Raw genomic sequence first — 12,929 nt, 5'->3', positions numbered from 1 at the left:
AAGGCCTGCGCCACCCGGGTGGTCCAGGCTATACGGAGCGGGCGAAAACAACCGCTGGATGCATCGAAGCGCCTGGCACTGGCCGCGCAACCTGGTACAACGACTTCATGAAGCCACGAGTACTGGACCTTTTCGCGGGCGGAGGCGGCAGCAGCTGGGGTGCCTTCAAAGCGGGCGCCGAGATTGTCTGCGGTGTGGACGCCTGGGACCTCGCTACCAAGGCGTACCGCAGGAACTTTCCCGGAGCTCGCGCCGAGAACTTGCGCCTGGAGGAGGATACCCGCCCCGCGGTGCTGGGCGATCTCGGCAGGATCGACTTGCTGTTGGCATCGCCGGAATGCACCAACCACACCTGTGCCAGAGGGAGCCGACCCAAGGATGAGGCTAGCCGAGCCACGGCACGATACGTCATCAACTTCGCCCAGGATCTGAAGCCCCGCTGGGTAGTGGTCGAGAACGTCGTCCACATGCGGAGCTGGTCAGGCTATCATCCACTTTTAAATAGCCTGCACGAGCTTGGTTATCAGAGCCGTACCGTGGTGCTTGATGCTGCGGCTTTCGGTGTTCCGCAGAATCGACGGCGGATGTTCATCCTGGCTGATCGGGAAAGGCAGCCGGACGCTGTGCTTCCCTCGGCATGGACCAGGACAAGAACTGTCGAGGAGATACTGGATCCTCCTGGGACTTGGGAAAGCACACCGCTGAGGCGTGAAGGCAGGGCTAAGGCCACACTGGAACGGGCTGAGAGGGCGATGGCCGCTCTCCCGGCTGGCACCCCCTTCCTCATCGTCTACTACGGCTCTGATTCCAGCGGCGGTTGGCAGCCTCTGAACCGTCCTCTGCGGACTGTCACCACCATTGATCGCTTCGGCTTGGTGACATGGCAAAGGCGCACGCCGATGTTGCGCATGCTCCAGGTTCCAGAATTGATGCGAGCGATGGGGCTTAAGGGCGGTTACAGCCTGGAGAGCATTGGACACCGCCGCGACCGCATCCGTCTGCTCGGGAATGGAGTGGCGCCACCAGTGATGAAGGCTGTCGTGAAATCCCTTTTGAAAAATGGCGACAGCGAGATGGCCAGCACAGAGAGTCAGCAACGGGAGTTGTTGCATGAGTTGGTCTGAAAGCTTTCGCTGATCTTCGGCGTCATTGCAGAAGTCGGTTCTAAAGTATATTTCATCCTTCAATGCTTTAATCATTTGAAAGCGACGGTGTCGGGCGCACCAAAAGCCTTGAAGGTGTTCAGAATCGCGCAGCCGATCTGCACTCCTGCAACCTGACATGCCGATCTCGTACCGACAGGCATACGCTTCCTCGGATTTTGGCTAGTTCGGCTTGGTCTGAATGCTCTAGGGAAGCCAGAGTTCGTGCCTGCATAGGAGTTGCAAGTGCCCAGGAAGCGCGTGTCCACGCCGAGTAGGCCTCAGCGCAGCGAAGATCCGAACACCGGCAATGACCCGGTGCTCGCTCTCTACTGGAACTACTTCTCCGTGGCCCGACGCGCGTTCGAAATGGTCGAGGAGGCCGAGCGCTCCACCAGGAATGCTAAGGCCAGTGAACGCGATGTTCCCTTCGCAAGATATCAGGCCTTTCTTCCGATGTGGCTCGCTGCGTTGTTCACCACCTGTGAGGGCTTCCGCGCAATCGGTGGCAAGAGGCCGGCCCTCGAGGCGCAGATGGACGAGATCATGGAGCCCCTACGCACGGTTTGGCTGCACACGGTAAACTACCATGATGATGCCACTCAGAAGCAGGGTCGCGCTCCATTCTACGAACGCAGCGCCGGCTTGCTGCAGAAGGCGGCGGATCTGCACAATGCGCTGATCGGCTTCTTCCATGACCACGTCGTGGCTCTAACAAAGAAAGCGGAGGGTGATATCCACAAGAATTGATCGGCCGCCAGTAAGACGGGACCGGGCCACTCGTCAGCGGCTTGGCGGCGTGCCTCCGTAGATGAAGAAGACACGCCCGTTTGGTCCGCGTCGTGCAACGCATTTCATGCTGATCCAGGTATCGCGCTCTACGGTCTCCTGCATTACCCAGCCGCGCGGCCCGGTAGGGGTCTCAACTGGTAGGAAGCCGTTGCGGGCTGGTCCCGTTACGGCCACCCAGGAGGAGACGTACCCCATGCGCTGCGCGGAGGTCGTTGGCTCCTGGAAGACGAATGTCTGAGCGGACGGGCCGCCCCGGATGCCCCAGCACCGAAGCCCGGGCGCGTTCACAGCGTCGGGCACCGGGCGACCGATAGCCTGTTGCGCTGACGCCCTAGAAGGGAAAGTCACGAGCAGCGCTCCTGCCACGACATGCGCCAACAGCGTTCGTACCTGCATCATGACATTCTGGGCGCACGGCGCCGACGTTCGAGTTCAAAGGCAGCCGCATCGGAGCCGTTCATCATGAAGCGCGCAGCATCCTCTCCAGGTCGCAGGTTGCCGAGTGGTGCATAGCGCTCCCATCGCTGAGCAGCGCGCGCCCGCTGGAAAAAGGGCAGCTGCCGATCATTCCCCGGAGGGCCGCCAGAAACGTGCTGATCTATGCTGAAGGCCAGCATATCCAGAACAAGGCAATTTCTGACGTCCTGTGGACGCTTGCCCGGTGCAATTGCCGACAGGTAGCACTCGTCGATCGCCGCGATGACACCCGCCATTCCCTGCCGGTCCGAAGCGAAGGTGTAGCGGTCCACGACGAAGTCGATCATGGCGGCGGCAGCCGGAGTAAGGCCCTCGCGCCCTGTTGCCATCCGGCCCGGCTGAACGCCAGTGACGAGCGGGACCGATGGACTGCTCGTCTGACAAGCCGTCAAAGCAAGGCAAAGCAGGAGCACGCTCGCGAGCCGTTCAAAGCTAAGTCCGGTTTTCATCGGTGCCCCCACTCCGCTTGAAAGGCATGCTTGGCACTTCAGTTCCATCGGCGCCATCATACGCCGATGCCACCTGCGTGCGATCGTCCGGTAGCGACGTAGGTGCCGCCGGCTTGAGTGCCTCGAACTGCTCTGATCCGGCCGCATAGAAAACGATGCTTCCGTCGTGCCGGCAGGCCGTGCGGACGTAACCGAGTAGCCGATTGACGTCCTTGTAAACCTTCTCCGCATGTCCGCGGAACGTCAGCATCTGCCGGAAACCAGTGCTCCAGCTCGGCCGCACGAACAGCTCATACTCACCGTCCTCACGCATCAGGACGGCAACGTGCTCGATCGCGCCCCCTTTTGCTATGGAACTCGCGATCTCATACTCACGGATCGTCGGTCGTGCACGATCAAGCTGCGGGATCGTATCCTGTGATGGTGCGGGGAATGCTTCGACGCAGGGCGGCGGCTCACTGATCTCCGGCATCTCGTTCACAGGCTGTCGTGCTTGCAGACGCCAGTAGCCGTCCACCAGCCGGGCGAGTGCTGTGTAGCTCAGATCATCGCCTTGCTGCCGGAACATGGCATCAGCGGGGCCTAGCGCTCCGGCCATGAGGATCGCGAAGCCGCTGTCGCAGTCATAGTTCCAGATCAGATGAGTTGATCCGATCAGCTTGCTGACTGCCTTGAAGAACGCAGTAACTCCGGTAGGAAAATGCTCACCTTCGAAGGAATGGCCGAAGGCTGGCGCCTGTTCTAGGGCAGCACTGGGCTTTACGAGTATGTCTCGGCAACCCGCAGCGGCCAGGATGTCGAAGCAATTCGAATGATCGGCGCGTTCGTGTAGGATCATGGCCCTCGCGCAGAGCGAGTGTTCGATGACGGCGTCAAGCACGAGTGCAGCCATACTGGCCATATCCGCGACGGTCCCCGTCACATGCGATAGTTCCCGATCCAATCGACTCTGAGATTGGTATCGTCGAACCTCGCGAACGAGACGCTCGTTCTCGTCCTGAACCCGCTGCAGATCTTTGCCGAGCTCGTTGCACATCCGCCGGTAGTAGATGAGCTCCTTCTCGGCCGCGGCGCGGACTGGCGTGTTCATCAGCCCTCCCTCGAATACGTTGCGAGAACTCCGGTCCAGTCCAGAGGACGGCTTCTGCCGTAGAGCGGCGCAATCTCGACGCCCGAGTAGAAGCCCAGAAAGGGTGTGTCATCCGGTAGCGCCTCGGCCACGACGTCGGCCTCCTCCACCAGCGCCCCGCTCATCGCACTCGCCCGCCCGGCGCAGTCGATGTACAAGCGCAGGAATGGCTGACGTCCGCCCTCACAGCGCATCGTAGCTGCGGCGACACGGTCGCGCGCGATATTCAGCATCATCTCAGGATCGTTCTGCATGAGCTGCACAAGAGCGCCTTCGTAGAAGTCAGGCTCGAACAGGGTGACACTGCCCTTCTCACGGTCCGCAGTGACGATCAGGCGGTTCACGTAGTCGTCCGGCGTGCCACTCTCCCATTGCTCACCCAACTTCAGTCCGAGCGTCATGATCCTGCTCGGGTGGCCGGCGGTGTCGGTCAGCGGTGCGTTGAGATGTTCCTCCACGACATCGAGTGCGCGTCGGCCATCCAAGGTGAAGATCTCGGCACCCTCGATGTGGGTGACTGCCATGAAGGCGCTGATAGGCCGGGCAGCGCGCAGGATGATGGCATCGGCGGTGACGCCTTTCGGGAACACCAGTGCCAGTGCAGCGTGGCGCCTCACCTCCCCGTTCAGCAGAATCTATCCGTCCGTCAGGTTGAGGTCGGTCAGAAGACCCCCTCCAATTGCGGCCATGGCGCCGGGCCACTCGGCCTGAAAGCCTTGCAGCAGGTTTCCGGCCAAGTGCAGTCGGCGCGGCTGGAAGGAAAGTACACTGTCGTACAGCAACAACACCGCTGCATCGGAAGCATGCTGGTCGCGAACGAGGCGACCCAATTGATGCCCAGCCGCAAGATCGCCGCGCGCGAGCAGATCGACGCAATGCACCTTAGGGGAAACCTTCGTACCAAGGAATGCAACCATGCCGATCTCCGAACCGGAGCAGCTACTGCCATCTGCGACGATGATGCCGGCACAAGCCCCGCCAACTACGCAACACTGCGGATACACGCTCGCGATCGTTTCCAAGATGATTTCTGGTGTATGCTTGCCGCCACCGAAGACGAGCAGGATGGATGGACATGCAGGCGTCGCTCGCCGTAGTTGCTCGCAACAACTGAGTGTCACGGATCGCGTCGAAGCACCTTGTGCGCTGACGACAACAACGCCGCTCTCCTTCCAATCTTGTGGGAAAGGCCTGCTCTGCCGGCTTTCGGACTTTTCGGCATCTTCCTCCATCTTGTGGACGTGATTCACAGAGAAGATATCTCCACTTCGTATCAATTATGATACAAGCGCCTTGCCCTGTGATAAGATTGCTTTTTATCACATGCGGCTCAACTTGCCATTAACTGTTGCCTATAGGTTCTGCGCTGCGGTAGTCATTCGCACCGAGACCGGCGCGTTGCTTCCCCCAAGCAGACCAAAGGTACATGGCATGTTAGCACCGGTTATTGGTGAAAAACTACTGGAAATCACGATTTCCTGGGTTGGTCGGTCGATTTCACCAACCATCATGGCTAGGAGCGGACTGCGCAATGCCTCGTCCCAAGTGAACGACCCTGGAGCATTGCCGCACCACGCGGAGCGCGCACTGCATCTGTTCCATTCGAGGAAGATGCGTGTCGGCGTCGCTTAGAACGCTGCTCTGATAAGGAAGACGGCACATGCACCTGTCGAGCAGCCCTCCAGGTATTCCGGCACATCCCTCCGCAGCGTCGCAGATCATGGTGCTCGGGCTCTACAATCTTGAGGAACTGGACCGGAAGATCGCGGACGCTTGCAATAGAATCCGGCTTCTGGACGATCGCTTTCAAAGCGGCATTCGCATGGTGACGGAGGCCAGTAGCCGAGGCGATCTGGGTACTTGCGAGTGGCTTGAGCGCGAGTGTGCCCGGTTGGTCGAGAGCATCCTCAGAGCCCTGCTCGAGTTGGGATCGACGAGAGCTGCGTCTCTCATAGGCCTCGGTTTGAAGGCGTCGACACTCGCTCACTTCTTGCCTCGTTTTCACGACGAAGTGGCTGAGGAGCATCTGCTGCTGATGGCGGCATTTGCCGACGAAGTGCTGGCACACTACTCGGTGGTGGCCGCACGCAGCGAGGAAGATGAAGCCTCCTTGTGGCTCGAGAGCGATGACCTGCGCGCGCTTACGACCTCGATCCTCGACTACATCTCCAAGCGTGAATCGTTACTGCTATCGCTTGCGACCGCTGCCCAAAGCCACGCCCCCAGCACCGTGTCCGAGATGCCGGGTGAGGCAGAGTACCTCAATAGGGAAGAACAGTTTGCAGTGCAGTTGAGCCAGTTGGCTCATCAAGACGTTCGCAGCGTTTCCCAGTTGCTCGCCTTGGCCGGCATCATCGCCGGGCTAGCACGGCAGGATCCGGGAGCAGCGATCTCAAGCTTTGTCATTAGCTTCGGCCTGAAGCTCTGCGACACGGTACTTCTCCAGCCTGTCATCTGAGGCATACGGGCGCGCGCCGTTCGCGCCGCTAGCCGGCAACATGGCGTCGTCAAGGATTGGACGAGGCTCATGAAGCGCATTCTTCTGGCGACGTGCATCGTGTCGCTGCCCGCCTACGTTATGGCGAACCCTCTCTGCGGCATGCCGGTGTCGGCGGAGGGACCGCCAACCGCCGCAGCGGCACCCCTGCTCGCCCTGCCACAGCCGATGTTGGGATCGGTGCCGGCGATCGGCCGTCTGCCAAGCGCTGAAGCTCCCGCAACGTCGGCGGCTCAACCCTCACGGGTTGGAGGCGTCGCCGTCCCGCCCTCGCCGTCGCTGAGCGTTCCGGTGCTGCGGCACATCGTGGCTTCCGGCGCTGCGATCCAGGAACTTGGTGCGCGCGATGGCCTCCAAATGGTGGTGGCGCGTTCCGGAGCCGAGTTCATGCTGCTCAGCGTCGCCCCGTCGGGGGAGGCGGCGGTCGCCGGCATCCCTGCGGACCTGTCAGTGGCCCGGCTTCGTGAGGTCGCGGGCGCCGGTGTCACCGAGCTCGGGGACCGTCATGGCCTGCGCGGCTTTCTCGTCCGCAGCGGCGACACCTTTCAGGTTTTCTACGCCACCCCCAATGGCGAGCGGGTCATCCCCGGCGTGATGTGGGACGCGACGGGCAAGAACCTTACACGCGAGCAGGTCTCGTCGATCGAGGGCGCCATTCCCACGGTCACCATCGGCGACGTGTCCAGCACCGCAACCCCGGCCGCCACCGCAACCCCTCGCCCAGCCGCGCCCCCGGCCGCCCGCGTTGCCGTAACGGTGCCGTCGCGGGGGGCATTGGCGATCGCCGAACGCACTGCCGCTGGGTCAGTAGGTAATCCGTCGGCCCCCCATGTCTGGATGTTTGCCGACCCACAATGCGGCTACTCGGTTCAGGCTATGCAGCGCCTGCAGCCGCTGGTCGCCAGCGGAAGAGTGCGGGTCTCGGTGGTGCCGGTGGCGATCCTCGATCACCAGAATGCCGGGCGCAGCACGGCCGACAGCTTGGCCATGCTGAGCCGCCCCGCCGAGCAGATGGTGCAGGCCTGGAGCCGCGGCGACCTCCGCGACCCTCCCACGCCGGAAGCGGCAGCCCGGCTGCGGGGCAACATGGAGGCGGCACAGTCCATCGGCCTTCGGGGTACACCGACGCTGGTGTGGCGTCGGGCGGACGGAAGTGAGGGGCGCCAAGACGGCATGCCGTCCGACCTCGACGCCCTGGTCGCCTCGATGCAGGGGGGCTGAGCGTGTCGATCGACCTCGGCCCAGGCCTGCGGGACGCTGCCAAGGAGCCCCGGCGGCGCATGAGTTGGGTGCTGGCGGGCCCCCGATGGGTGCTCCGCCGATCCGGCGAGGCGGCCGGCACCCGGGAAATCCGCGGCGGCGCGAGATTGATCCGTCACCTGGCGGCAGTGCTGCGTCGCGGGCAACCGGCAGGGGCAGGCCCCGTCGCTGATGAGAACGGGCGGCTGGACGCTGCGGCGACCGCCTTCGTCATGGGGATCTCCGAGAACGAACTGCGGAGGATCTGGGCTATCCGGCGGAAGCAATCGGCGCGAGTGGCCTGGGGCTGCTTCGCAGCCGGCTGGGGCTTCCTGGCGCTCTGGGCGTGGCAGGCAATGGGGACGCCGTGGACCCAGGAGCGGGTCTGGGCAGCTGTGCAATTCCTGCCGTTCTGCGCCGCCTTCTTCGTGCTGTCGTTTCGCAGCGCCTGGCAGAACTGGCAGCTGCGAACGGGGCAGCTAGGCTCGGCCGGCGACTACCTCCGCACGGCCGAGCCTTTCTGGCCGAGCGCGGGTTAGAACGTCCCTGGCGGGGCGGCGGTGGAGCCACCAGCCGCCCCCGTTGCCCAGGGGGCGCGTTCGTAGTCCGGACGGCCGGCCAGGACACTGGGATCGTGAGGCCTGACGATGGTGCCATTGCGGTTCACGACGGGGGGCGCCCAGGTGGCATTCGCCGAGCCGGGCGAGGCGAAGGGATCGTAGGTCGGGTGCCGGACGGTCGGGGCGGCCGGGGCGCTGTAACTGCTGACCGAGCGGATGTTGCCACCGGTGCAAGCGCCGAGGCTAAGCGCAGCGAAAAGGAGGAGAGTTGAAGAGTGGCGCATGGGTCCATCCTGGTTGATGGCCCATGCTGCCGTCCGGCGGCGCGAACGAGGCGTCCTAGCTACCGCCTTGCCGAAGGCGTTCGTTCTCCCTCTGTAGGTCAGCCATTTGAGCGGACATACGAGCAACGGCCAGTTCCAGGTCTTCGAGCTGGTCCGTCCTAGAACTCAGCGTCGCGTTGAGGCCACGCTCAGCCCGCTCCAGAGAGGCTATTTCGGTCTGACGTTCGGCCGCGTGCGCCTCCAGCTCGGCAACTCGGGCAAGCAGCTGGTCACGTTCGGCCGTCAAGGCGGTGCTGCGCGCGCGCCACTCCTCGATTTTGCCTTCCTTCGAGCGAACCGACGCCTTCCAGCCGTCGATAACCTCGTGAACTTCCTCAGCATCGTAGGTTCTGCGTGCGGGAGGCACTCCCTTACGGCGAATGCCGGCCGTGAACCGAGCAATCAGGGCATCCTGCGCCCGGTCGTTCTCGGCGGACATACGGCCGAGGAGGAAGGCAGCTCCTGCTCCAATACCTGTGCCTCCCTCTTCGTCCATTTCACCCTTCCTTCGGCGCCTCCGAGACATCGGTGGTCGCCCTCATCGTGCTGTCCATACCATCACGACGCGCATCCTGGGGAGCGCGAGACTCACCTTCCCCACCTTTGGCAGCATCTCCAAGCAGTTTTTGGCTTGGCGCCAGTGAAGCCTGAGCGGCCTTCTGCACTTGGCTGAGGGCGCCGGCTGCGCCAACCAAGGCGGCATCCCGGCTAAAGCCGTCCATATCGACCCGGTTGGCCGGGAGGAACCCGATCAGGCGGGGGACATGGTGAGGCACGAGGGAGATCATCCGGAAGGACATGATCGCCAGTACGATGTGGCAGAGTACGAAAATGCACATCAGGACGATCACGCCGATGACGTTGGTCACTACCCAGCCGTTGCCCAGCACGAAGCCGGCGGCCACCCCGAACCCCTGCCGCAACAGCCAGGACATGCTGGCGAAGATGAAGTAGCCGAGGAACAGCCCCAGCAGCATCAGGACGGGCCGGAACAGGACGTTGAAGGCCAGCGAGTAGCCCTCGGTCGCCTTCCCGTGCAGACCCTCGCCCCGCATGGTCATGTGCGCCAGCATCCATAACGGCACGGCGATCACGGCCTCGCACACCAGGATCAGCCATCCCGCCACCCCCGCCAGCCAGATCAGGAAGGGGATCATCGGCAGCACGTAGGCGATGGTCAGGCCCGGGAGTAGCAGCCCGCTGGCGAGGGCGAAGATGGCAGGGGAGAAGAACTCCAGGGCCTTGCCGATCCCCGCCGAGGTAGCGCCGAACAGCCCTCCAACCAGGGGAATACCTCCCGTGGCCGTGGTGGTGGCCTCGGCGCCTCCGACCGCGACGCCAGCCGCGCCCAGGGCTCCGAGCCCAGCCGTGATCATGGCGTGCCCCACCTGCATCAGGCTGCCGAACGGGTCGGTCCAGACGCTCACCCCCGGGGCAAGGAGGTAGTTGGTGATAATCCCCAGCAGGGATTCACCCAGGTTCATGTACCGGAACAGGCGGTCGATCAGCCCGGCGCCGTCTTCGGCGGGCGAGGCGCCGGCGAAGAGGGTGGCGCCGCCGATCGGCGTGTTCACCTGATCGACCGTGGCGACGTGGGCCGTCATCCGGTTCATGAACGTCTCCACCGCCGCGGTGAAGGGCAGCAGGTCGGCCGTCAGCGCCTGTCCGAGGCCCTGGCCGGTGGGCTTGGTGACGGAGGGGACAGCGCTCATCAGCGACAGGGTAGCGCCGTTGAGCCGGCTGAACTCGAGGTAGTAGGCGCCGGCCGAGCTCCACCCCAGCGCCGCGAGGCGGGTCTGGCTGGCGTCGGCGTTGGCCCCGGTGCCTCGGGCGTCGGCCATGGTGTTACGCAGCTGGCTCATGGCCTGGCTGGCGGCGGCGGTGAGACGGGTGGTGTAGTCGGCAGTGGCAGCCATCAGCACGCCCTGCAGAGGCTCCATCGCGTTGGCCCGCCGGGTGGCGTAGAGCAGCTGGGCGGCCTGCTGGACCTGGGGCCGGATGCTGGCCTCGATCACGGTGGTCAGGATCTCGCGCTGCTTGGTGCCCATGTCGAGGCTGACCCCAGCCACGGCGCCGTCGTTGCCACCCGAGACCTGCAGGGTGACGGAGCCGCACACCGGCGCGCCGGACTCGTTGCCGGCCGAGAGGCGGTAGTTCCACGTCTCGTAGGTGATGGAGCGGGTATTGCGGGTGGCGGCGTAGCGGGTCACCACCGGGGTTGGAGCAGGTACGAGGCCGGGGTTGTTGGAGGCGGCATTGACCAGGGCACGGCAGAACTCGTTACGGATCAACCCCGCCACGATGGTCCGGGTACCCGGGACGATGGGATCGGCGATCACCCTGGCGTCCGCGCCGATGGCCTGCACGGCGCTGGTGTAGACGGTGCGGGCCATGCCGATGCCCCACATGGACGCCTGCACCACCGCCGCCTGCCCGGCACTGAAGCCGGAGGACAGGGGGAACATGAAAATGGCGGCGAAGCCCAGGCGTAGAGCGAACATGCCGCTCATGCCGTCCGTGAGCAGGCGGCCGGTCTCGGCGCCGCGCCACATCTGCATCAGCAGCGAGTAGATCAGGAACACCATCGCAATGGTGGACACGAACCCTGTCAGGTAGCGGACCAGGGTGCCGACGACGGTGGCGGCGTTGCCGGTGCTGACGGTGCCCGAGGTGCCGCCGACGGGGAACACGGAGCGAACCACGGTCGCGGCCCAGTCGTCGCCGGGGTCGAGGGCCGACCAGCTCATGTCCACGCCCGTCTGGGCGAGGGCGGGGCCGGCGAGGAGCAGCGCCGGCAGCAGCAGTCCTAGGAACAGTGTGGGCGGTGGGTGGCGCATCGCATCCTCACGGGCGGGGTTCCCCGCGAGGATGCGACCGGGCGACGCGAACGGCGCTTAGGGGCCGGGGGACGGGCTGGAAGAAGCCGAGGCCGAGGCGCGAGGGTCGCCCTGGAAGGCGGTGCGGACGGCCTCGGTGGCCCGCCGCACGAGGTCGGTGAAGCGCTGGCCGAGTTCCTCCATCACGTTCTTGCCCTCCTGGCGGGCCGGCACCTGGGAAGCGGCCTCGCCGATCTGGGCATCCAGGCGCTCGAAGCGACCCGCCATCACCCCTGTGTCTGGGCGCTTGAGCAGCACCGCCTCGGCGGTCTGACGGTCGGTGCCGTACTGCTTCACCGCCGCCACGGCGGCGTCATAGGCGGCGGCGACCCCCTTCTCCTGGACGAGTGCGTTGTTGAACTGCGTGCGGAGTTCAGCGTGGCGGCCGCCCTCGCGCATCTCGGACAGCACGCCCTGGATCCCCTGGGGGTCAGACCGGACGGCCTCATTGATACGGGCCATGACGCCGGCACCAGCCTCCTGGGCGAAGCCTCGCAGCGCCTCCACCGCCTTCTGGCCGGACTTCTCGGCCAGGTTCAGAGCGGAATCATCGCTGAACCGGCTGACCACGCGCTCGATGCGCTCTCCGATCGGGGTTGGAGGACGATCCCACGGCAGGCGGACGTCGGGGCGCGGATCGGCCATCATGATGACCGCGCGGCCGAGAACGCCCCCGCTCCGAGCACCCGGCGCGGCTTCTGGCGCCTGCGGCGTGGCAGTTACCGCAGGTGCCTGCGCCTCCTGAGGCCGGGACAGACCGGCGGCCTGTTGTGGAGGAGTGACGGGCGTGGTGGCAGGGGCGGCGGGCTGTGGCCCTTCCCCGGGCGACTTGGCAGCCTGTACCCGCTCCTCCAGCTTCGGAGGGGCGGCCGCAGCCGGAACCTGCGCCACCTCGGGTACGCGCAACGGCGAGGTATCGACCACCGCCCGCGGCGGAACAGGGATCGGCCCGAGTAGGTCTAGCTTGCGCTCGAGAGGCTCAACCCTGTCCAGCACAGCGGGTTTGTTCTGGTCGCCGCCTTCGCGACCGACCTCGACAGCAAGGCGACGGATCTCACCTGCGAGCTTCGGATCGTTGAGCTTCGGCACTTCCCGGAGCAGGTCGTGAATGCGCTGGTTGGTCAGGCCCGGAGCCGTCGTGGCCAAATGCTCGAGCTCAGAGCGCAGATGGTCGGGCATACCCGCCGCCGGACCGGCGAGGCGGGCGAAGTCCTGGTAGACGTAGGCCACCCGGGTGCGGAAGGTGGCATCAGTCAGCACAGCGGCATTCTGACTGTTCATAGCAAGGGCTTCGATCTGCTGGTTCAGCCTCGGATCGTGGGCCGCAATCGCGTGCCGATGCTGATCCATGCGCTCGATCAGCTCCCGCAGCGGGTCCTTCCCCGTATGCGAGGGTGGTGTCGCCTGCGGCGCGGCGGACATGGTGGCGGACATCTTGGGCTTCC

At 64.6% G+C, this 12,929-nt stretch carries 13 protein-coding genes; 5 read left to right on the top strand and 8 right to left on the bottom strand.

From position 1 onward, the window contains the following. Together D9599_RS16040 and D9599_RS16035 are read left to right on the top strand one after the other, a co-directional pair. On the top strand, nucleotides 1-1,124 hold a 1,124-nt coding region (locus D9599_RS16040; protein WP_232480559.1), incomplete at its 5' end, for a DNA cytosine methyltransferase. Between the two features lie 279 nt (nucleotides 1,125-1,403). Next, nucleotides 1,404-1,892 carry a hypothetical protein gene (locus tag D9599_RS16035; RefSeq protein WP_198382274.1) on the top strand — a complete coding sequence of 163 codons (489 nt, stop codon included), beginning with the start codon at nucleotides 1,404-1,406 and terminating at the stop codon, nucleotides 1,890-1,892. 437 nt (nucleotides 1,893-2,329) lie between these two features. Here D9599_RS16035 and D9599_RS16030 read toward each other — a convergent pair whose 3' ends face one another. The 4 genes from D9599_RS16030 to D9599_RS16015 all read right to left on the bottom strand — a co-directional run bounded on the left by D9599_RS16030 (nucleotide 2,330) and on the right by D9599_RS16015 (nucleotide 5,239). Further along, a complete protein-coding gene (locus tag D9599_RS16030; RefSeq protein WP_198382273.1) occupies nucleotides 2,330-2,698 on the bottom strand; it encodes a hypothetical protein in 369 nt (122 codons plus the stop codon). 145 nt (nucleotides 2,699-2,843) lie between these two features. After that, the gene (locus tag D9599_RS16025; protein WP_198382272.1) at nucleotides 2,844-3,950 is read right to left on the bottom strand and encodes a hypothetical protein; all 1,107 of its coding nucleotides are present in this window, start codon (nucleotides 3,948-3,950) and stop codon (nucleotides 2,844-2,846) included. Next, the gene (locus tag D9599_RS16020) at nucleotides 3,950-4,606 is read right to left on the bottom strand and encodes an FIST C-terminal domain-containing protein (protein WP_198382271.1); all 657 of its coding nucleotides are present in this window, start codon (nucleotides 4,604-4,606) and stop codon (nucleotides 3,950-3,952) included. The genes D9599_RS16025 and D9599_RS16020 overlap by 1 nt, the downstream gene beginning before the upstream one ends. Before the next feature lie 18 nt (nucleotides 4,607-4,624). Continuing rightward, the gene (locus D9599_RS16015; protein ID WP_198382270.1) at nucleotides 4,625-5,239 is read right to left on the bottom strand and encodes an FIST N-terminal domain-containing protein; all 615 of its coding nucleotides are present in this window, start codon (nucleotides 5,237-5,239) and stop codon (nucleotides 4,625-4,627) included. Nucleotides 5,240-5,649: 410 nt separating this feature from the next. Here D9599_RS16015 and D9599_RS16010 point away from each other — a divergent pair, with 410 nt between their 5' ends. The 3 genes from D9599_RS16010 (at nucleotide 5,650) to D9599_RS16000 (ending at nucleotide 8,264) form a co-directional block, all read left to right on the top strand. Further along, nucleotides 5,650-6,447, top strand: coding sequence for a hypothetical protein (locus tag D9599_RS16010; RefSeq protein WP_198382269.1), 798 nt, complete (start codon nucleotides 5,650-5,652; stop codon nucleotides 6,445-6,447). Nucleotides 6,448-6,516: 69 nt separating this feature from the next. Beyond that, the gene (locus D9599_RS16005; protein ID WP_232480558.1) at nucleotides 6,517-7,707 is read left to right on the top strand and encodes a hypothetical protein; all 1,191 of its coding nucleotides are present in this window, start codon (nucleotides 6,517-6,519) and stop codon (nucleotides 7,705-7,707) included. Between the two features lie 2 nt (nucleotides 7,708-7,709). Continuing rightward, nucleotides 7,710-8,264 carry a hypothetical protein gene (locus D9599_RS16000; RefSeq protein WP_198382268.1) on the top strand — a complete coding sequence of 185 codons (555 nt, stop codon included), beginning with the start codon at nucleotides 7,710-7,712 and terminating at the stop codon, nucleotides 8,262-8,264. On the opposite strand, the gene D9599_RS15995 is transcribed toward D9599_RS16000, so the two are convergent. Genes D9599_RS15995 through D9599_RS15980 form a run of 4 tightly spaced genes read right to left on the bottom strand, consistent with a single transcriptional unit; the run spans nucleotide 8,261 to nucleotide 12,918 of the window. Continuing rightward, complete coding sequence (locus D9599_RS15995; RefSeq protein ID WP_198382267.1) at nucleotides 8,261-8,569, bottom strand: hypothetical protein; 309 nt, start codon at nucleotides 8,567-8,569, stop codon at nucleotides 8,261-8,263. The genes D9599_RS16000 and D9599_RS15995 overlap by 4 nt on opposite strands. Before the next feature lie 55 nt (nucleotides 8,570-8,624). Further along, nucleotides 8,625-9,104 (bottom strand): hypothetical protein, encoded by a 480-nt coding sequence (locus tag D9599_RS15990; protein WP_198382266.1) that lies wholly within the window; start codon nucleotides 9,102-9,104, stop codon nucleotides 8,625-8,627. Nucleotide 9,105: 1 nt separating this feature from the next. Next, nucleotides 9,106-11,445, bottom strand: a complete 2,340-nt coding sequence (locus D9599_RS15985) for a DotA/TraY family protein (RefSeq protein WP_198382265.1) — start codon at nucleotides 11,443-11,445, stop codon at nucleotides 9,106-9,108. A 57-nt stretch (nucleotides 11,446-11,502) separates the two neighbouring features. Then, nucleotides 11,503-12,918, bottom strand: a complete 1,416-nt coding sequence (locus D9599_RS15980) for a hypothetical protein (RefSeq protein ID WP_198382264.1) — start codon at nucleotides 12,916-12,918, stop codon at nucleotides 11,503-11,505. Between the last annotated feature and the right edge of the window lie 11 nt (nucleotides 12,919-12,929).

Source organism: Roseomonas sp. KE2513, from assembly GCF_016107305.1.
In the GTDB taxonomy this organism is placed as follows: domain Bacteria; phylum Pseudomonadota; class Alphaproteobacteria; order Acetobacterales; family Acetobacteraceae; genus Roseomonas.
This window is presented reverse-complemented; position numbering and strand designations above follow the sequence as displayed.

Bases quoted from the DNA above. Each gene is read 5' to 3' on its own strand.
- D9599_RS15995 (WP_198382267.1), bottom strand. From the start codon at position 8,569: ATGCGCCACTCTTCAACTCTCCTCCTTTTCGCTGCGCTTAGCCTCGGC.
- D9599_RS16005 (WP_232480558.1), top strand. From the start codon at position 6,517: ATGAAGCGCATTCTTCTGGCGACGTGCATCGTGTCGCTGCCCGCCTAC.
- D9599_RS16025 (WP_198382272.1), bottom strand. From the start codon at position 3,950: ATGAACACGCCAGTCCGCGCCGCGGCCGAGAAGGAGCTCATCTACTAC.
- D9599_RS15980 (WP_198382264.1), bottom strand. From the start codon at position 12,918: ATGTCCGCCACCATGTCCGCCGCGCCGCAGGCGACACCACCCTCGCAT.
- D9599_RS16010 (WP_198382269.1), top strand. From the start codon at position 5,650: ATGCACCTGTCGAGCAGCCCTCCAGGTATTCCGGCACATCCCTCCGCA.
- D9599_RS15985 (WP_198382265.1), bottom strand. From the start codon at position 11,445: ATGCGCCACCCACCGCCCACACTGTTCCTAGGACTGCTGCTGCCGGCG.
- D9599_RS15990 (WP_198382266.1), bottom strand. From the start codon at position 9,104: ATGGACGAAGAGGGAGGCACAGGTATTGGAGCAGGAGCTGCCTTCCTC.
- D9599_RS16030 (WP_198382273.1), bottom strand. From the start codon at position 2,698: ATGATCGACTTCGTCGTGGACCGCTACACCTTCGCTTCGGACCGGCAG.